Annotated in this window: 15 protein-coding genes; 5 read left to right on the top strand and 10 right to left on the bottom strand. The window is 62.6% G+C overall.

The genetic code is table 11. The features are described from left to right. Positions 1-5: 5 nt before the first annotated feature. Both metG and M0954_RS14025 read right to left on the bottom strand, forming a co-directional pair. A complete protein-coding gene (gene metG / locus M0954_RS14030; protein WP_297353801.1) occupies positions 6-2,156 on the bottom strand; it encodes a methionine--tRNA ligase in 2,151 nt (716 codons plus the stop codon). Between the two features lie 350 nt (positions 2,157-2,506). Continuing rightward, the gene (locus M0954_RS14025; protein WP_122151941.1) at positions 2,507-3,157 is read right to left on the bottom strand and encodes an OmpA family protein; all 651 of its coding nucleotides are present in this window, start codon (positions 3,155-3,157) and stop codon (positions 2,507-2,509) included. A gap of 307 nt (positions 3,158-3,464) precedes the next feature. Between M0954_RS14025 and apbC the strand changes: the two genes are divergently transcribed. From apbC to M0954_RS14000, 5 genes are all read left to right on the top strand, one after another. Next, positions 3,465-4,553 carry an iron-sulfur cluster carrier protein ApbC gene (apbC, locus tag M0954_RS14020; protein ID WP_122151940.1) on the top strand — a complete coding sequence of 363 codons (1,089 nt, stop codon included), beginning with the start codon at positions 3,465-3,467 and terminating at the stop codon, positions 4,551-4,553. A 119-nt stretch (positions 4,554-4,672) separates the two neighbouring features. Continuing rightward, the gene (locus M0954_RS14015; protein WP_122151939.1) at positions 4,673-5,206 is read left to right on the top strand and encodes a superoxide dismutase family protein; all 534 of its coding nucleotides are present in this window, start codon (positions 4,673-4,675) and stop codon (positions 5,204-5,206) included. Between the two features lie 331 nt (positions 5,207-5,537). Further along, positions 5,538-6,107 carry a dCTP deaminase gene (gene dcd / locus M0954_RS14010; protein WP_122151938.1) on the top strand — a complete coding sequence of 190 codons (570 nt, stop codon included), beginning with the start codon at positions 5,538-5,540 and terminating at the stop codon, positions 6,105-6,107. An 86-nt stretch (positions 6,108-6,193) separates the two neighbouring features. After that, on the top strand, positions 6,194-8,479 hold the full coding sequence (locus M0954_RS14005) for an arginine/lysine/ornithine decarboxylase (RefSeq protein ID WP_122151937.1): 2,286 nt from the start codon (positions 6,194-6,196) through the stop codon (positions 8,477-8,479). A 62-nt stretch (positions 8,480-8,541) separates the two neighbouring features. Then, positions 8,542-9,201, top strand: a complete 660-nt coding sequence (locus M0954_RS14000) for a lysozyme inhibitor LprI family protein (protein WP_297353819.1) — start codon at positions 8,542-8,544, stop codon at positions 9,199-9,201. Between the two features lie 43 nt (positions 9,202-9,244). On the opposite strand, the gene M0954_RS13995 is transcribed toward M0954_RS14000, so the two are convergent. The 8 genes from M0954_RS13995 to M0954_RS13960 all read right to left on the bottom strand — a co-directional run. After that, positions 9,245-10,168: a bestrophin family protein gene (locus M0954_RS13995; RefSeq protein ID WP_122151935.1), complete on the bottom strand. Its 924-nt coding sequence runs from the start codon at positions 10,166-10,168 to the stop codon at positions 9,245-9,247. A 111-nt stretch (positions 10,169-10,279) separates the two neighbouring features. Beyond that, on the bottom strand, positions 10,280-11,077 hold the full coding sequence (gene iolB / locus M0954_RS13990) for a 5-deoxy-glucuronate isomerase (protein ID WP_122151934.1): 798 nt from the start codon (positions 11,075-11,077) through the stop codon (positions 10,280-10,282). Then, positions 11,074-12,000 (bottom strand): myo-inosose-2 dehydratase, encoded by a 927-nt coding sequence (gene iolE, locus M0954_RS13985; protein WP_122151933.1) that lies wholly within the window; start codon positions 11,998-12,000, stop codon positions 11,074-11,076. The genes iolB and iolE overlap by 4 nt, the downstream gene beginning before the upstream one ends. A 10-nt stretch (positions 12,001-12,010) precedes the next feature. Next, on the bottom strand, positions 12,011-13,966 hold the full coding sequence (gene iolD, locus M0954_RS13980) for a 3D-(3,5/4)-trihydroxycyclohexane-1,2-dione acylhydrolase (decyclizing) (RefSeq protein WP_297353799.1): 1,956 nt from the start codon (positions 13,964-13,966) through the stop codon (positions 12,011-12,013). Then, positions 13,963-15,996, bottom strand: coding sequence for a 5-dehydro-2-deoxygluconokinase (gene iolC / locus M0954_RS13975; protein ID WP_297353796.1), 2,034 nt, complete (start codon positions 15,994-15,996; stop codon positions 13,963-13,965). The genes iolD and iolC overlap by 4 nt, the downstream gene beginning before the upstream one ends. A gap of 90 nt (positions 15,997-16,086) precedes the next feature. Next, entirely contained in the window at positions 16,087-16,917 is an 831-nt protein-coding gene (locus tag M0954_RS13970) for an ATP-binding cassette domain-containing protein (protein WP_122151930.1), read from the bottom strand. A 14-nt stretch (positions 16,918-16,931) separates the two neighbouring features. Continuing rightward, positions 16,932-18,098 carry an ABC transporter permease gene (locus M0954_RS13965; protein WP_123388547.1) on the bottom strand — a complete coding sequence of 389 codons (1,167 nt, stop codon included), beginning with the start codon at positions 18,096-18,098 and terminating at the stop codon, positions 16,932-16,934. Positions 18,099-18,291: 193 nt separating this feature from the next. Next, the coding region (locus tag M0954_RS13960) for a substrate-binding domain-containing protein (RefSeq protein WP_297353794.1) at positions 18,292-18,971 on the bottom strand (680 nt) is incomplete at its 5' end.

The raw sequence follows: 18,971 nt of genomic DNA, 5'->3' as shown, positions 1-18,971 counted from the left end.
CGGCCTTACTTGACCCGCATGCCCGGCTTCGCGCCGCTATGTGGTTCGAGAATGTAGAGGCCCGGTTCGGCCTTCTCGTCGGTTGCCGATGCCGCCAGCACCATTCCTTCCGACAGCCCGAACTTCATCTTGCGCGGTGCGAGGTTCGCCACCATCACCGTCAGCTTGCCGATCAGTTGCTCCGGCTGATAGGCCGACTTGATGCCGGAGAACACGTTGCGGGTTTTCTCCTCGCCGACGTCGAGCGTCAGTTGCAGCAGCTTGTCCGAACCTTCGACCGCGCGGCAGTCGACGATCTTCGCAATGCGCAGATCGATCTTCGCAAAGTCGTCGATCGAGATGATGCCGGAGCCATCGTCGTCAGCGCCGGTTTTGTCGCTGGCCGCAGCAGCTTTTGCCCTGGCTTTGGTCTTCGCATCGGCGGCGGCAGGCGCCGCAGCATCAGTAGCCTGCAGCGACTCGCGGTTCGCAGCCAGCAGTGCTTCGATCTGCTTCGGATCGACGCGCGTCATCAGATGCTTATACGCATTGATCGGACGCTCGGAACTCAGCGGCGTGGCGGCATCGGACCACTTGAGCGCCTCGATGCCGAGGAACCCTTCGACGGCTTCCGCGAGCTTCGGCAGCACCGGTTTCAGCGCAAGCGACAGCAGGCGGAACGCCTCGACGCTGACGCTGCAGGTTTCATGCAGCGCGACCGCGTTGGCCGGATCCTTCGCCTGATCCCACGGTTTGGCCGTGTCGACGTAAGCGTTGACGGCGTCGGCCAGATCCATGGTCTGGCGCAGCGCGCGGTTGTACTCGCGCGCCTCGTAGTTGGCTGCGATCTGCGGGATCGCCGCGCGCAGCGTGCCGAGCAGCGGATGCTGCATCGCGCTGTCCTGCACGCGCCCCTCGAAACGCTTGATCAGAAAGCCCGCAGCACGGCTCGCGATGTTCACATACTTGCCGACCAGATCGCTGTTCACGCGCGCCTGGAAATCGTCGAGGTTCAGGTCGAGGTCTTCCATCGTGCTGTTCAGCTTGGCGGCGAAATAGTAGCGCAGCCATTCCGGATTCAGGCCAGTGTCGATCACGCTTTGTGCCGTGATAAACGTGCCGCGCGACTTCGACATCTTCGCGCCGTCCACCGTCAGGAAGCCGTGCGCGAACACGTTGGTCGGCGTGCGATGGCCCGAGAATTCGAGCATGGCGGGCCAGAACAGCGTGTGGAAGTACAGGATGTCTTTGCCGATGAAGTGGTACTGCTCGGCGGTCGAGCCCTTGCGAACCCACGCATCGAAATCGATGCCGCGCTTTTCCGCGAGGTTCTTGAAGCTCGCGTAATAGCCGACCGGCGCGTCCAGCCACACGTAGAAGTACTTGCCCGGCGCGCCGGGAATCTCGAAGCCGAAGTAAGGCGCATCACGGGAAATATCCCAGTCGGCCAGCTTCGCCTCACCAGCGTCGCCGAGCCATTCGCGCATCTTGTTGGTGGCTTCGGGCTGCGCCAGTCCACCCACCCAGCCGCGCAGGAAATTCTCGCAGCGCGGATCGGAGAGGCGGAAGAAATAGTGCGTCGAAGTCTTGCGGATCGGCGTGGCGCCGGACACGACCGAGTACGGGTTGATCAGTTCGGTCGGTTGGTACGTCGAACCACACACTTCGCAGTTGTCGCCGTACTGATCTTTCGCGCCGCACTTCGGACACTCGCCCTTGATGAACCGGTCCGGCAGGAACATTTCCTTGACGGGGTCGTATGCCTGTTCGATATCGCGCGCGTCGATCAGGCCTGCGTCCTTGAGCGCCGTATAAATGGATTCGCTGAGAACCCGGTTCTCTTCCGAGTCGGTCGAATAATAATTGTCGAAGGAAATGCCGAAGCTGTCGAAATCGCGCTTGTGTTCCTGCCAGACGCGGTCGATCAGCTGCTTCGGCGTGATGCCTTCCTTTTCCGCCCGCAGCATGATCGGCGTGCCGTGCGTATCGTCGGCGCCGACGTAGTACACCTCGTGACCGTGCATTCGCAGCGTCCGGACCCAGATGTCCGTCTGGATATATTCGACCAGATGGCCAATATGGATTTGCCCGTTCGCATAGGGAAGGGCTGACGTGACGAGAATCTGTCGACGGCCGGACGGCGCGCCTGCGGGGAGACCGGTTGCGGGTGCTGACATAGGGAGTGTGAGGGCTTGCGGGAGACGAAACTACGATTCTAGCAGGGCGGCCGCGGCGAGCGGCCCCGCGGCGTCTTGGTACGCCGGACCTTGAACTGAACGGTGCGCGGAACCGGCACCAAAAAAAACCGGGGCTATGGGCCCCGGAGCAACAACGACAAGAGGAGAATGGTGCCGTGGCGGCAAAGCCAGCCACGTACCGTAAAGACAGACAGCGGATTTTCGGGAGAGTTCGAAATTTTTTTCGATTCAGCTACCGGTTGTTTCCGCCCCATCACATGGTGGGATTCGCGGCGCCGTGGCTTACCGTGCGCCGCTCTCCGTCACACCATTTCCCAGCTTGTTAGCTATTAGCCTGCGTGTTGCGCGGTCGCGCGCAGGTAGATTTCCACGCGGCGGTTCGCGGCACGGCCGGCGTCCGTGTTGTTGTCGGCAACCGGATTGTTCTGGCCCATGCCTTGTGCGGACAGGCGTTGCGGATTAATGCCGCGCTGGCCCAAGTAACCCGTCACGCTTTGCGCGCGGTTGACCGACAGGGTCTGGTTGTACTGCGGCGTACCGGTGCTGTCCGTATAGCCGACCACTTGCGCGATCACCTCAGGATTCTGCTGGAGCGTCTGCGCCAACTGGTCGAGCACCGGCGCGAACGACGATTTGACCGCGTAGCTGTTCGTGTCGAACGTGACCGAACTCGGGATGTTCAGCTTGAGCGAACCATCCGGCTGTTCCGTGATCTGCGTGCCGGTGCCCTGGGTGGCGCCCGACAGCTTGTTATGAATGGCCTGCCAGTTGTAGCCGGTGATGCCGCCAACCGCTGCGCCGACGCCCGCACCGATTGCCGCGCCCTTACCACCACCGAAGATCGCGCCGAGTGCCGCGCCCGTACCCGCGCCCACGCCCGTGCCGACGGCGGTGTTGGTGCCTTGTTGAGTGGCGCAGCCGGCCAGCAACGAGCCGGCGACTGCGAAGACTGCCAGGCGAGTCATGATTTTTGCATTCATTTTAATTCCTCTTGATTATTAAAGCGGGTCGTCCGTCCACGACGGGCATGTTGGTCGACGCCGCGCAAACACGGTGAAAACTTCACTGTCGCTTTTGACAATGAAGAAGGGTCTTCCGGCAACCTCCGGCGCCAGCCACTACAATGACGATTGAAGTATCAGGCGATGCGACCCTGTGGCCTGCTGCTGGCGAAGGGTGCCCGCCAAGGCCGTTTTGCGCAATCCCACATAACAATTTCTTTCAATTTCCAGTCGGTGGCCGAAACTTCGATTCGGCCGCGCCGCAAGTGTTCCCCACGGAGTCTCAATGAGCATTGATCGGGCATTGGTCGACGCCGCCCTCGCGACTGTCGCTGACCCCAACACGGGCCGCCCTTTCGCGGCGGCGAAAAACCTCAAGAACACCGTCATCGATGGTGCTACGGTCAGCGTCGAAGTGATACTCGGCTATCCGGCCAAACGCCAGTTTGAAGCGATACGCACACTGGTCGGCGACGCGTTGCGCGCCGTGCCGGGTGTGGCCGAAGCACGTGTGCAGGTTTCCCAGCAGATCGCGGCGCACACCGTACAGCGCGGCGTGAAACTGTTGCCGAACGTGAAGAACATCATCGCGGTGGCGTCGGGCAAGGGCGGGGTCGGCAAGAGCACGACCGCCGTGAACCTGGCACTGGCCCTCGCGAGCGAAGGTGCGTCGGTCGGCATTCTGGATGCGGACATCTACGGGCCTTCGTTGCCGATGATGCTCGGCATCGAAGGCCGTCCGGAATCGGTGGATGGCCAGACGATGCACCCGATGCGCGGCCACGGCATGCAGGCCAACTCGATCGGTTTTCTGATCGAGCAGGACAATCCGATGGTCTGGCGTGGCCCGATGGCCACCTCCGCGCTCGAACAACTGCTGCGGCAGACGAACTGGGAAGATCTGGACTACCTGATCGTCGATATGCCGCCGGGCACCGGCGACATCCAGTTGACGCTGTCGCAGCGTGTGCCGGTGACGGGTGCCGTGATCGTAACCACGCCGCAGGACATCGCGCTGCTCGACGCGAAGAAGGGCCTCAAGATGTTCGAGAAGGTCGGTATTCCCATTCTCGGGATCGTCGAGAACATGAGCACCCATATCTGCTCGAACTGCGGCCACGAAGAGCATATTTTCGGCGCTGGCGGCGGCGATCGCATGGCGAAGGAATACGGCGTCGAGGTGCTTGGCAGCTTGCCGCTCGATATCGCCATCCGCGAGCAGGCCGACTCCGGGCGGCCGACTGTGGTGGCTGATCCGGACGGCCGGATTGCAGAGGTTTATCGCTCGATTGCCCGCAAGGTGGCGATCCATATCGCCGAGCGTGCCCGCGACATGACCTCGAAGTTTCCGACTATCGTGGTCCAGAACACCTGAAACTCCTTTCGGAACATGGGCGCAGGCGTTGGAGACGCCTCCGCTCGCGGTATCATGTCGACTTCATCAGGTTCGGCTCGGCGACCGCAGGGGCGGCCGGCGGTCGACAAGAGGATCGCATGGGAAAACGAATCGACGGGCAGGCGGTGCATGCGTTCATCGTCCTGGCTGCCAGCAGTCTGCTGTTATGCGGCTGCACTGCATTCCTTAGGCCACAGGAAAAGCGCGCCGAGGCACAACTGGTGCCCGCCATGGGAAGCCAGACGCGCGGTCTGGTAACCTTCATTGAGCGCTCGGACGGCGTGCAGGTTACCTACAATCTTTCCGGCTTGCCTCCAGATAGCGATCATGCGCTGCAGGTGCATGAGCGCGGCGATTGCAATTCGGTGGACGGTTCGAGCGTTGGTGCGGTATTCGCACCGGCGGCTGAGCGGCTGAAGATGGGCGCGCGGGTCGAAGGCGATCTCGGCAATATCCACGCGGATTCGAACGGCGTGGCGAGCGGCTTTATCGTGGCGCCCGACGTTTCGCTCGACGGCATCCGCTCGGTGCTGCAGCGGGCGGTGGTGGTGCATCGCGACGCTTCCGATCCCTATGCGTGGCCGCTACACGGCGCCGGTCCGCTGCTCGCCTGCGGCATCATCCGGCAGTGACGCCGGTCCGCGGCGGCCGGCGTGATGTCATCATCGAGTCTCGCACCGCACTTCGAACAATTCGCAGATCCGGCGCATTTCACTTCGCTGCACTGCAACAACGCACGTCGGCGCCCAGCGTTACACCCACGCGGCAACGCCGCCGCGGTCTCCGGCGGCGCACCGGCGGTCTCGCCGCCACAGCCCGGCAGCCCTTATTTGCCGCGGTTGCGGCAGTGGCGCGCTGATCGCGTAAAATAAGCGCCTTTCGTCCGGTAGCACGCGGCCCCGCGGGCCTTGGCCGGCCTCATCCGTATTCATCCACGCTTCATCCGTTACGCAGCGTTCAACTATGACCATCAAATCCGACAAGTGGATCCGGCGCATGGCCGCGTCGCACAACATGATCGAGCCGTTCTCGCCCGATCAGGTGCGCGTTTCCGAGGACGGCCGGAAGATCGTCAGCTATGGCACGTCGAGCTACGGCTACGACATTCGCTGCGCGGACGAATTCAAGATTTTCACGAACATCAACTCGACCATCGTCGATCCCAAGAACTTTGACGAGAAGTCGTTTGTCGATTTCAAGGGGGACGTCTGCATCATCCCGCCGAACTCGTTCGCCCTGGCGCGCACGGTCGAATATTTCCGTATTCCGCGCAGTGTGCTGACGGTGTGTCTGGGCAAGTCGACCTATGCGCGCTGCGGGATCATCGTCAACGTGACGCCGTTCGAACCCGAGTGGGAAGGGCATGTCACGCTGGAATTCTCAAATACGACACCTTTGCCTGCGAAAATCTACGCGAACGAAGGCGTCGCCCAGGTGCTGTTTTTCGAAAGCGACGAAATTTGTGAGACGTCGTACGCGGATCGCGGCGGCAAATATCAAGGTCAGCACGGCGTGACGTTGCCCAAAACCTGACGCCCGCAGCGCACTGACCCACCCGGCATACAGGTGACCGCTGCTCTTTACCCAAGACAGCGGTCGTTCCTTTTGGAGAATCGCCCATGAAGTTTCGTTTTCCCGTCGTCATCATTGACGAAGATTTCCGCTCCGAGAACATCTCGGGTTCCGGCATCCGGGCTCTCGCTGAAGCAATCGAGAAAGAAGGCGCGGAAGTGCTCGGGCTGACGAGCTATGGCGATCTGACCTCGTTCGCGCAGCAGTCGAGCCGCGCGTCGTGCTTCATTTTGTCGATCGACGACGATGAACTGCTGCCGTATGTCGACAACGTCGCGGTTGAGGGCGATACACCCGAGCTGGCTGCCGCGATCGTCGCATTGCGCGCGTTCGTAGCGGAAGTGCGCCGCCGCAACGCCGACATTCCGATCTTCCTGTACGGCGAAACGCGTACCTCGCGCCACCTGCCCAACGACATCCTGCGTGAGCTGCACGGCTTCATTCACATGTTCGAGGACACGCCAGAGTTCGTCGCGCGCCACATCATCCGCGAGACCAAGGTGTACCTCGATTCCCTTGCGCCGCCGTTCTTCAAGGAACTGGTGCAGTACGCGGACGAAGGCTCGTATTCGTGGCACTGCCCGGGGCACTCGGGCGGCGTGGCGTTCCTGAAGAGCCCGCTTGGCCAGATGTTCCACCAGTTCTTCGGCGAGAACATGCTGCGCGCGGACGTGTGCAATGCCGTCGACGAACTGGGCCAATTGCTCGATCACACCGGTCCGGTGGCCGCCTCCGAGCGCAATGCCGCGCGCATTTTCAGTGCCGACCACGTGTTCTTTGTGACCAACGGCACGTCGACTTCGAACAAGATCGTCTGGCACGGCACGGTGGCGCCGGGCGACATCGTGCTGGTGGACCGCAACTGTCACAAGTCGATCCTGCACGCGATCACGATGACCGGCTCGATTCCGGTGTTCCTCACGCCGACGCGCAACAACTTCGGCATCATCGGCCCGATTCCGCGCAGCGAATTCGAGCCTGAGAACATCAAGAAGAAGATCCTCGCGAATCCGTTCGCGCGCGAAGCGCTGGCGAAGAATCCTGACATGAAGCCGCGCATTCTGACCATCACGCAGAGCACCTACGACGGCGTGATCTACAACGTCGAGATGATCAAGGAAATGCTCGGCGACTGGCTCGATACGCTGCACTTCGATGAAGCGTGGCTGCCGCACGCCGAGTTCCACGAGTTCTATCAGGACATGCACGCGATCGGAGCGGGCCGTCCGCGCATCGGCGCATTGGTGTTTGCGACGCACTCGACGCACAAGCTGCTGGCCGGCATTTCGCAGGCTTCGCAGATCGTCGTGCAGGATTCGAAGAACAGCCGCTTCGACAAGCACCGCTTCAACGAAGCGTATCTGATGCATACGTCGACGAGCCCGCAGTACGCGATCATCGCCTCGTGCGACGTGGCCGCGGCCATGATGGAAGCGCCGGGCGGTACCGCGCTGGTGGAAGAGTCGATCGCCGAGGCGCTCGATTTCCGCCGCGCAATGCGCAAGGTCGACGACGAATACGGCGACGAGTGGTTCTTCAAGGTGTGGGGCCCGGAGGAGTTCGCGGACGAGGGCATCGGCTCGCGCGAAGACTGGATGCTGCGCCCGAACGACGCGTGGCACGGTTTCGGCCCGCTGGCCGAAGGCTTCAACATGCTCGACCCTATCAAGGCGACCATCGTCACGCCGGGTCTGGACATGGACGGCGGCTTCGGCGAGTCTGGCATTCCGGCGGCGATCGTCACAAAGTATCTGGCCGAGCACGGGATTATTGTCGAGAAGACCGGCTTGTACTCCTTCTTCATCATGTTCACGATCGGCATTACGAAGGGCCGCTGGAACTCGATGGTGACCGAGCTGCAGCAGTTCAAGGACGACTACGACAACAACCAGCCGCTGTGGCGCGTGTTGCCGGAGTTCGTCGCGCATCACCCGATGTACGAACGCGTCGGTCTGCGCGATCTGTGCGAACAGATCCACAGCGTCTACCGTGCCAACGACATCGCGCGTCTGACTACCGAGATGTATCTGTCGAGCATGGAGCCGGCGATGAAGCCGTCCGATGCGTTCGCGAAGCTCGCGCACCGCGAGATCGACCGGGTACCGATCGACGAACTCGAAGGCCGTGTCACGTCGATCCTGCTCACGCCGTATCCCCCGGGCATTCCGCTGCTGATTCCGGGCGAGCGCTTCAACAAGACGATCGTCAATTACCTGCGGTTTGCGCGTGAGTTCAACGAACGCTTCCCAGGCTTCCATACGGACATCCACGGTCTGGTGGGGGAGACGATCAACGGCCGCATCGAGTACTTCGTCGATTGCGTGCGCGGCTGAAAATGAGACCGTTGCAACGGATCGGCGGCGCCTGGTTATTGGCGGTCGCCGCGCTGCTGACGATGGCGTCGACGCTGACGACCAGCGCGCGCGCCGAAGTGGCCGCGGCCGATCCGATCGACGCGGCGATGCGCACGTGTCTGGCCCGCAGCGACATGTCGTCGACCGCGGGTCAGTTGCATTGCATGGAGACGGCGCGCTTCGGCTGGCAGGCTGCGGTGAACACGGCGTGGCAGCAGCTTGCGGCAAAGCTGCCGCCTGCGCGGCGCAAGCTGTGGGAACACAGCCAGACCCGCTGGCAGGCCTCGCGCGATGCGCAGGCGCCGTTGCTGGACGCGGTCTTCGCGACCAAGCAAGGCGCCATGTACCAGACCGCCGAGTCAGACATGCAACTGCAGCCGGTGCGCGATCGCGCGCTGGCGCTGCGCAGCGCGGCTGCCGACGCGGGCAGTGGCACGACTGCACCGGTCCGCCCGCGACCCTGTTCCGCGGACGCGATGTGCGAACACGCGACTTTCGACATGAACCGCTATTACCGCCGCCTGCAGGCGAAGCTGCCGGCGCGCGCCCGGCCGATCCTGGTGCGGGCGCAGCGTGCGTGGAGCGCGTATCTGGGGGCGGCGACGGCGGTGACCGACGAGCATGGCCGGGTCGACATTATTGGCGCGCGGGTGGCGACGCTCAAGCGGCTGTCGGATACGGTGGGCAGCGACGGCGATTGAAAGCGAATGACAGCGATTGCCAGCGGTTTGCAGCCGTTGAGCGTCAAGTCACCAGGAACTGCTCTGCTTCGGGGCCGGGGATGACGAGTGCGGGTTCGGCGAGCAGATCGCGGATGGCGTCCTCGATGTAGACGGACATCATGGTGAGGGCGAGGTCGTTTTCGTCGGTGCCGAAGGGGTCTTCGAGCTGGGAGGCGATAGCCTCGTGGGCCATGAAGGCGTAGGCGACGAAGATCGAGAAGACGGGCGTAAAGATGCCGATATTCTCGACGAGTCCGAACGGCAGTGCCGCGCAAAAGAAGTAGACGGTACGGTGAATCATCACCGAGTAGGCAAACGGCAGCGGCGTAGAACCGATACGCTCGCATCCGCCGATGACATCCGACAGCGAATCCAGATTGCGATCGAAGGCGAGCACGGCCATCGGGTCGAGCGCGCCAGCGCGCGACTGGCGGTGGACCCATTCGCCGAGCACGAGCATGAGGGTGGTGGGTCGATAGCGCGAGGCCATGACACGGTCCAGTAGCGGCGCGGGCAGATGCGCGGCGAGTTCTTCGCGCGGATCGGTTTTGCGTAGCTGATGACGCAGCGCGTGGGGCAATGCGCTGAGGGCTTGCGCGAATTCTTTGACGTCGGCCTGGGCGAAGGCCTCGCGGGGCAGGGTGAGGACCTGGCGGATCATGGAGCGGGCGTCGTTGAGGAGTTGGCCCCAGAGTTTGCGGGCTTCCCACCAGCGGTCGTAGCTGGCGTTATTGCGGAAGCCGAGGAAGACGGCGAGCGCGATACCGATGAGGGAGAAGGGGGTTGTGCTGAGGTTGAGGGTGATCTTGAGGAGGTGGTCGTGGACCGCCACGGCGGCGATGGAGATGCAGAAGATCAGGAACAGGCGCGGCAGAAGCTGCGGGAGCACGGAGCCCCGCCAGGCCAGGAGCATACGGAACCAGTGGAGGTGGGGGCGGATGATCATTGGCGTGGTTTGGCTTTTTTGACCTTCGGTCGGTGGCGGTATTATCGCTCGGGGTTTGGGTGGTTTGTTTGCCTGCTGATCAGTGGTCGAGCGCCGCGCAGGCAAAACCCCCTATTCCTTATTAATAATCCACTCGTGCGCCGGATCATTCTTAAAATGCCATGTCCGCTTGGCCCCAGCCATAACATTCAAGTAGTACGAATCATACCCATAGGGAACAACAACAGGATGATACCCGCGCGGCACCATAACAACATCATGATCCTCAACGGCCATCGACTCGTCGATATCCCTTGAATCGGTATACACCCGCTGAAAAGCAAACCCCTGCTTAGGCTCAAGCCGATGATAATAAGTCTCTTCAAGCGAGCTCTCGAGCGGCACATTATCGGTGTCATGCTTATGCGGCGGATAACTGGAAGCATGCCCACCGGGCGTCCTGACCTCTACCACCAGCAAAGACTCCGCAGCCTCAGTCTGCGGCAAGATATCGCATACGTACCGCGTATTGAGCCCCTTGCCGCGCGCTGAGCGCTTCATCTGCGAAGGCTCGATCAGCCGCGCCGGAAGCTCGCCCTTGGCAGGCGCACTAGCCACGCCCACCTCCGCAGTGCGTACCGCCGTCACCGTGGCTCGCACACCCGGCGGCAAATACAGCGCATACGGCGCTGCATCCTCAAACACGCTATCCCGCGAGCCGAGATCACTCCACTTCTGATCTGCAGTTTCCACATTCACCGAGCCCGCCAGCACGACAATACACACCTCGCGTCCCGGCTCGAACACGTGCACGACCTCGTTCGCGTTCATCCGATACGCCGCAAAACCCACGTAACGCCATTCCGCCGTCTCCGGCGTCACCCGCGCGATTGTCTGGCCCTCGCGCTGTGCCTTTACGAGCAAACTCATGCTGCCTCCTTCGTGGCAGAAGTACCGGTGTCGAGCGGTGCATCCACTAGCGAGCGCAACGTCTGGTACCCCTTCTCCGCGTACGCATACGACGGCGCAATCACCGGATCCTGTTCGGCTTCGACCACCAGCCAGCCGCGATAACCATGTCGCTTGAGGCGCTCGATAATCGCGGGAAAATTCACCGCGCCGTCTCCCGGCACCGTGAACGCACCGGCAATCACCGAGTCCAGAAAACTCCAGTTGCGATTGCGCGCCAGTTTCATCACCGCCGGCCGCACGTCCTTGCAATGAACGTGACACACCCGGCCGATATGTTTGTCCAGCACCGCGAGTGGATCGCCGCCGGCAAACGTAATATGTCCCGCGTCAAACAGCAGCCCAACGGCGTCGCTCGTGCGCGACATCAGGTTGTCGACATCGGCAGGCGTCTCTACGTACGCACCCATGTGATGGTGGTACGCAAGCCGCACGCCGCGGCTCAGCGTATAACGGGCGAATTCATCCAGGCGCGCGGCGTAGGCGTCCCACTGCGCGTCGCTAAAGAAACGCGGGCGCTGATAGAGCGGTTGCGGCGCGCCCTGGATCGAATCGGCCACCTCGCCGTACACCATCACCGTCGAGCCGTTGCGCGCCAGCAGTTCCAGATGCGCGTCCACCGAGGCAATCTCTTCTTCGACGCTGCGTCGCGCGAGCCGTCCCGAGTACCAGCCGGATACCAATGCCAGGTCGTATTGCGCGAGCAGCGCTTTCAAGGCCGCAGGTTCGCGCGGGAACTTGTTGCCGAGCTCGAATCCTTCATAGCCGATCGCGCGTCCTTCGGTCAGCGCAAGCTCGAGCGGGGTTTCGCCGCCCAGCGACGGCAGGTCGTCGTTCATCCACGACAGCGGGTTGATGCCGATTCGTACTTCGAACTGAGTCATGCGAGTGTCCTCAATCGTTTTTGATGTCGCCGGCGGACTTGGAGCGCTCGGCAATCTGGGCTTCGTATTGCGCACGCGCTGCACGCACGCCTTCGCGTTCGGACACTTCCGGCACGGCCACTTCCCACCACCAGCCGCCGTCGTCGGTGGTGCGCGCCGCGTCGGTGTCGATGCTGATCAGGTACGTGCGGTCGGCGGCACGCGCACGTTGCAGCGCCACTTCAAGCTCTGCGATGTTCGCGACGTGTTCGGCTTGAGCGCCGAGTGCGCGCGCGTGTGCGGCGAAATCGATCGGTGGTGCGCCCAGCGGTCCCTGCTCGCAATCGTCGAACATATTGTTGAACGGTGCGCCGCCGCAGGCCTGTTGCAGGCGATTGATACAACCGTAGCCGCGATTGTCGAGCACGACAATGATCAGCTTCGCACCGAGCATGACCGAGGTCGCGATCTCGCTGTTCATCATCAGATAGCTGCCGTCGCCGACCATCACGATCACGTCGCGCTCGGGCCGGGCGAGTTTCGCGCCGAGGCCACCGGCGATCTCGTAGCCCATGCACGAATAGCCGTATTCCACGTGATACGCACCGGGACGGCCCGCGCGCCACAGCTTGTGCAACTCGGCAGGCAGCGTGCCGGCCGCGCACACGACGATATCGTCCACCGCAGACTTGGTGCTCGAGCGCTGCACTGCGCCGATCACGTCCGCGTCATAGGGCAAGACGGATTCGTGTTGCGGCGCATGCGTGAGCATGCCGACGGCGTCGCGCCAGCCGGCAGCGAGCTTTTGGGCCCGCGCGGTCCATGCACGGTCGGCATGCCAGTTGCCGAGCTCCACAGAGAGTGCTTCGAGCGCGCGGCGCGCATCGGCTTGAACCACGAATCCACGATGTTTAAGGCCATCGAACGCATTCGCGTTGATGCCGATCACGTCGGCCTGGGTGAACAGCGTGTTCGAGCCGGTGGTGAAATCTTGCAGACGGGTACCGACTGCGAGCACGCAGTCAGCGTCATGCGCAAGCGCGTTTGCTGCGGGCGAGCCGGTCACACCGAGCGCCCCCGTGTTGAGCGGATCGTTCCATGCCAGCGAGCCTTTGCCAGCCTGCGTTTCTGCAACCGGGATGCCGTGCGCGCTGGCGAACGCATGCAGTGCGTCAGTCGCGCGGCCATACAGCACGCCACCTCCGGCGACGATCATCGGCCGTTCTGCACGCCGCAAACGCTCGATTGCAGCGTTGATCTCTTCGGCAATCGGCGCAGGCGTATGAAAGTTGACCACGCGCGATTCGAAGAAGTCCACCGGGAAATCCCACGCGGTGGCCTGCACATCTTGCGGCAAGGCGAGCGTGACGGGACCGCACAACGCGGCATCGGTCAGCACGCGCAGCGCACGTGGCAGAGCCGTCAGCAACTGTGCCGGATGCACGATCCGGTCGAAGTAGCGCGAGACGGGTTTGAAGGCGTCGTTAGCCGAAATCCCACCGTCCTGGAAGTCCTCAACCTGTTGCAAGACCGGATCGGGCTCACGCGAGACGAACACGTCGCCGGGCAGCAAGAGGACCGGCAAACGGTTCACGTGCGCGAGTGCCGCAGCGGTCAACAGATTCGTCGCGCCGGGTCCGATCGAGGTGCTGACTGCCATCATCCGGCGTCGGAAATGGGCCTTCGCATACGCAATCGCGCTGTGAGCCATCGCCTGCTCGTTGTGCGCGCGCAGCGTCGGCAACTCATGACGATGCTGGTACAGCGCTTCGCCAATCCCCGCGACGTTGCCGTGCCCGAAGATCGCGAATACGCCGCCGAACAGCGGCTCGGTGCCACTGCCGTCTTCCGTCGTCACGCGCTGCGCGGCAAGATAGCGGACCAGTGCCTGCGCCATGGTGAGCCGCACCGTGCCGGACGTTGGCGTAGGCGCTGCAGTCCCAGACGCAACGGCAGTTGGATCGTGATGCAAGATGCGCTGGTTCATGCAGCCTGCTCCTGGTGAACGTGATGTGGCGTGGTGCCGTGCGTGGCCGGATCGCCACGCGTGGCGCGCCATGAGGCGATCAGCGTTTCGAACGTCCGTCGCACTCGTGCGATGAGTTCGTCGTCGCCAATCGTGCCTGCGAGCCAGGCGTGGCTCGGCTCGTGGAAGATGGTCCGGCCAACGGTAAAGCCGCGGCAGGTTGCCGATTGCGCTGCGGCGCGGAAGCCTTCGTTCAGTTGTTCAACCGCCGCCGACAGCCCCAGCAGTACCACGCCACGGCAGTATGGATCGCGTTCGGCGATCAGTGCGTCGATTGCTTGCCATTGCGCGGCTTCCATGGGTTCGAGCTTCCACCATTCCGGATAGATACCGATGTTGTACAGGCGTTTCAATGCGCGGTACACGGTGTCGGATCCGCTCAGCAAATGCGCGTGCTTTGGGGGAATTACTTCGAGCAGCAGTTCATGACCGCTCGCCTGGGTGGCGTCGTAGAGCGCGCGCAATTGCGCTTCCTGTTCGAGCCGTTGTTCGATCGGCTCGTCCGGATGGTATTGCACGAGGCACTTCACCACATGCTCCTGTGGCCACGCGATCAGCGTGGTGCCGATCGAACGTCCGTGATCGAACACCAGCGGTACCGAACCCGGCAATTCGACTGGACGACCGATCCACCAGCCGCGGCCCGTGGCGTCGTTCAGCGCATCCTGGCCGTAGCGGTCGTCGATCAGTACACCGATGCGCCCTTGCAGACCGAGCGCGCTTTCGGTTTGCGCAACGGCCTCGACAAAGAGGCTCTTCAATCGCGCGATGCGGGCTTCATCCGCACCGGTCTGCTGGGCCAGATCGAAGAACTGGTTGCGGTGATCGAAGGCGAACCCGAGCACTTCGTCCCATTGCTTGCGGGCAGGGGAGACGCGGTGCAGTCGCGCGAGTTTCGCGTCGCGGTCCGGGCGGCGCATGCGCTGCGGATCGGCTTTGGCTTCGCTCAGAAAGTACTCGAGCTCGGCCGGCGTCGGCATGGCCGGGGCGCATCCATGCCGCGACACGACAAGAGCACCGCTCGCGTTTGCTGCACGCGCGCAAGCGTCGAGTGGCTGATCGCGCAGCCAGCCGGACAGAAAGCCCGAGGCAAACGCATCGCCCGCGCCGAGTACGTTCAATACTTCGACTTCGACGCCGCCGTGAATCGGCGCGTCGTCGAGCGAGGCCGGCACATCGCCGTCGATGATCTGGCAGCCCAGTGGGCCGCGTTTGACCACGAGAGTGGCCGGCGTGACCGCACGCACCATCGCGAGCGCCTCGATCAGTTCGGTCTTGCCGCCGGCGATGCGAAACTCTTCCTCGGTGCCGATCACCAGATCCATCAACGGCAGGAAGCGCTGGATGTGCGCAGTGACGTCCTCATTGGCGACGAAGCGGGTCTCGCCATCGGCCTTTCCAGTGAGTCCCCACAGGACCGGGCGGTAGTCGATGTCGAGCACCGTGCGCACGCCGTTGCGGCGGGCGTAATCGAGCGCGCGGCGGCTGGTGCGGTTCACCTGTTCGGTGGAGAAGTGCGTGCCGGTAATCAGCAGTGCTTTGGACGAGGCAATGTACGCCTCGTCGAAGTCCGTTTCGTCCACTGCCATGTCGGCACAGTTTTCGCGGTAGAAAATCAGCGGGAAGGTGTCGCGGTCCTTGAGGCCGAGCAGCACGAGCGCGGTCAGGCGCTCATGATCGACGCGTACGTGGCTGACGTCGCAACCTTCCTTGGTGAGCGTTTCGGTGAGGAAGCGCCCCGGATGGTCGTTGCCGACGCGCGCGAGCATCGACGAGGCGAGCCCAAGCCGCGCGCAGCCGAACGCGATATTGGCCGACGAGCCGCCGAGATACTTCGCAAAGCTCGTTACGTCTTCGAGTCGCGCACCAACCTGCTGTGCGTAGAGATCCATCCCGAGGCGGCCGAGGCAGATGATGTCGCGGCTGCGGCCTTGGGCAAAGCGGCTGTTGGTGTTGGCAGCGGACGGCGTGGTTGTGCTGGTAAGAGCCATGGAATTTCCTGTATGTCCTGGTGCTTGACTGACGGCGCCGGCCTCACGACACAGGCGCGAAAAGAGCCCCGTGTCTAAGGCATGGCGCAATCAGATCGTCGCGCCTTCGAGTTCACCGATCATCTTCTGCATTTCGGCGCCGCCGGCCATCATATCGAGCACTTCGTCCTTGCTGATGGTGTCCTTGGTAAACGTCCCAAGCGATTTGCCGCGATTGAGCAACGTGAACGAGTCTCCAATCGGATAGGCGTGGTGCACGTTGTGCGTGATGAAAATCACCGAGATGCCTTTGGCCCGCGCGGTGTGGATCAGCTTCAGCACATTGAAGCTCTGCTTCACGCCGAGCGCGGCCGTAGGTTCGTCGAGAATCAGGACGCGCGCGCCGAAGTGAATCGCCCGTGCGATCGCGAGACATTGCTTCTCGCCACCCGACATCGTGCCGATCGGCTGATGCGGGTCACGCACGTTGATGCCCATTTCCGCGAGCTTGTCGCGCGAGGCGGTCGCACAATGGTCGAGATCCATCACGTTGAGAAAGCCGAACAGCTTTTTCTGCGGCTCGCGTCCCATGAAGAAGTTGCGTGCCACGGAAAGCAGCGGCACCAGCGCGAGATCCTGATAGACGGTTGCAATGCCGAGATCGAGCGCGTCTTTGGGCGAGGTGAAACGCACCGGCTTGCCGTCGACGAGGTAGGTGCCTTCGCTCGGCTGATGCACGCCGGCCAGCGTCTTGATCAGGGTGGACTTGCCCGCACCGTTATCGCCGAGCAGGCAATGCACTTCGCCGCGTTTGAGCCGGATCGTGATGTCCTTCAACGCAATCACGTTGCCGAAATAGCGGCTGACGTTCTCGAGCGACAGGATGTAGTCGCCCGTGGCCGGCTGCACCGCAGCGGCTGTCGTATTCTGGGTGGTATCCATCGTGAACTCCTCGTTTAGCGGGATGCCGCGACACGGCTGCGCACGTAGTGGTTAAACAGCACCGCGAACAGCAGCATCGCGCCGAGGAACACGCGGAACCAGTCCGAATCGATGTTCGTATAGGTGATGCCGATCTGCACGACACCGAAGATCAGTGCGCCGAACGATGCGCCCACCACCGAACCGTAGCCGCCGGTCAGCAAGCTGCCGCCGATCACCGCGGCAATGATGGCTTCAAACTCCGCCTGCAGGCCGCGGTCGGCTGCTGCCGAACCGATGTCGCACACTTGCAGGACCGAATAGAGGCAAGAGCAGAACGCGGTCAAGACGAACAGCGAGATCTTCACGCGGCGCACCGGTACCCCGACGTTCTTTGCCGCATTGGCGTCGCCACCCACAGCAAAAATCCAGTTGCCGAATCGCGTCTTGGCGAGGACGAATGCGCATACTGCGGCAAGTGCAAACCACCACAGAATGACTTTCGGAATTCCAGGTACGAGCGGCAAGCCGTTGTCGAGCAGCTTGACGATACCGATATGTCCGAACCAGGTGAACAGTCCCTTGAACGCGACGCCCTGGAACAGCGTATGTGCGATCCAGTCATGCGCGGCGACGTCGCCCACACCGGAAATGATTGTGCGGTCGGCAAACATCACCGAGAGCGCGAGCGTGAGGCCGCGCAAAATAAACAGGAAGGCCAGCGTGACGATGAAGGAGGGTAGCCGCGTGCGCATCACGAGGTAGCCGTTCAGCGCGCCGAGCAGCATCGAACCGGCGAACGCGAACACGATCGACAGCGCAATCGGCCAGTGAAAATACATGGTGGGCAGCGCGACCATCATGCCGGAGAAACCGATCATCGAACCGATCGAAAGGTCGAACTCGCCCGCAATCATCAGCAGGCACGCGCCAACCGAGATGATCCCAAGATAGGCGGCCACCTGCGACCAGTTCATCACGCCGTCGAGGTTGAACATGCCGGAGTTGCCGGCGGCAAGCCCGAACACCAGGAACACCATGACGGTGCCGGCGAGGGCGGCGAATTCCGGGCGGCTCAACAGATGTTTGAACCACGATTCGCGGCGCACGCGTTCGTCGGCTGAAGCGGTCCCGGCTGCTGCTGCGGCAGCGTCCTGCTCGGGACGAGGGTGTTTGGCGTGGAAGGGGTTGGCGACGCCCATTGAAGCTCTCCTTGATGCGCCAGCGGATCGCGTCGTGGCGACGCGTCGCCTGAAGGCGCTGAATGCAAGTGAAGTGCAAGTGAAACCTTGCGAAGGGGAGCGCGTGCGGCCGGGCCAGTGGTGGCTGGCGGCACGCGCTTTCTTCATGCCTGCTGGGACGGTATTCCCGTGCCCGAACTCAATCCAGCAATGCTTAGCGGTACTGACCTGCGTACTTGACTACCTTGTCGATGTTCTCCTTGGTAATGAAGCCCGGGCCGGAGCCGATATTGCGTGGTCCGTAGGAGGGGGCGAGACCATAGGTAGACAGACGTGCCTGGAACTTCGGGTTGGCCTGAAGGATCTGGCGGATCTTCACCGGGTCGGTGGTGTGGTCGTGCTTGGCGATGGCCAGCACGGCAACGGCGATGTAACCCTGCAGGTACGGTTGCTGGTCGATCGCGAACTGGATCGTGCCGTCCTTGATGGCCTTGGCGATGTCATCGTCAAAGTCGAAGGTCGCGAACCACAGCTTGCCTGCCAGACCCATCTGCTGCAGCGCCTTGATCGTCGGCGCGGCGGAAAGCGGCCCGAGTGCGAGCACGCCGCCGGTGTCCGGGTGATTGCGCAGATACGCGCTCACCTTCGACTGGATGCCGGTCGGATCCGTGCCTGCGTCGAGCGTGGAGCTCTTGAAGTCAACCCCAAGCGCCTCAGCAAAGCCGCGGCAACGTTCGAACGACGCCGGGTTGGTGGCGTAGTGGTTCACGCACAGGAACGACTTGACGCCTGCTGCCTTTGCCTTTTCGCCTGCTGCTTTACCCGCCGTGTATTCAGGCTGGCCGATGTGCATGATCGCGCCCAGATCGGCGCTTTGCTGCTCGGTGCCCGAGT

It is taken from the genome of Paraburkholderia sp. (assembly GCF_026225065.1).
Taxonomy (GTDB): domain Bacteria; phylum Pseudomonadota; class Gammaproteobacteria; order Burkholderiales; family Burkholderiaceae; genus Paraburkholderia.
This window is presented reverse-complemented; position numbering and strand designations above follow the sequence as displayed.

Coding starts and splice junctions, on each gene's coding strand:
- M0954_RS14000 (WP_297353819.1), top strand. CDS start 8,542: ATGGCGTCGACGCTGACGACCAGCGCGCGCGCCGAAGTGGCCGCGGCC.
- M0954_RS13970 (WP_122151930.1), bottom strand. CDS start 16,917: ATGGATACCACCCAGAATACGACAGCCGCTGCGGTGCAGCCGGCCACG.
- M0954_RS13965 (WP_123388547.1), bottom strand. CDS start 18,098: ATGGGCGTCGCCAACCCCTTCCACGCCAAACACCCTCGTCCCGAGCAG.
- M0954_RS14005 (WP_122151937.1), top strand. CDS start 6,194: ATGAAGTTTCGTTTTCCCGTCGTCATCATTGACGAAGATTTCCGCTCC.
- dcd (WP_122151938.1), top strand. CDS start 5,538: ATGACCATCAAATCCGACAAGTGGATCCGGCGCATGGCCGCGTCGCAC.
- apbC (WP_122151940.1), top strand. CDS start 3,465: ATGAGCATTGATCGGGCATTGGTCGACGCCGCCCTCGCGACTGTCGCT.
- iolE (WP_122151933.1), bottom strand. CDS start 12,000: ATGACTCAGTTCGAAGTACGAATCGGCATCAACCCGCTGTCGTGGATG.
- iolD (WP_297353799.1), bottom strand. CDS start 13,966: ATGAACCAGCGCATCTTGCATCACGATCCAACTGCCGTTGCGTCTGGG.
- M0954_RS14015 (WP_122151939.1), top strand. CDS start 4,673: ATGGGAAAACGAATCGACGGGCAGGCGGTGCATGCGTTCATCGTCCTG.
- M0954_RS13995 (WP_122151935.1), bottom strand. CDS start 10,168: ATGATCATCCGCCCCCACCTCCACTGGTTCCGTATGCTCCTGGCCTGG.
- metG (WP_297353801.1), bottom strand. CDS start 2,156: ATGTCAGCACCCGCAACCGGTCTCCCCGCAGGCGCGCCGTCCGGCCGT.
- M0954_RS14025 (WP_122151941.1), bottom strand. CDS start 3,157: ATGAATGCAAAAATCATGACTCGCCTGGCAGTCTTCGCAGTCGCCGGC.
- iolB (WP_122151934.1), bottom strand. CDS start 11,077: ATGAGTTTGCTCGTAAAGGCACAGCGCGAGGGCCAGACAATCGCGCGG.
- iolC (WP_297353796.1), bottom strand. CDS start 15,996: ATGGCTCTTACCAGCACAACCACGCCGTCCGCTGCCAACACCAACAGC.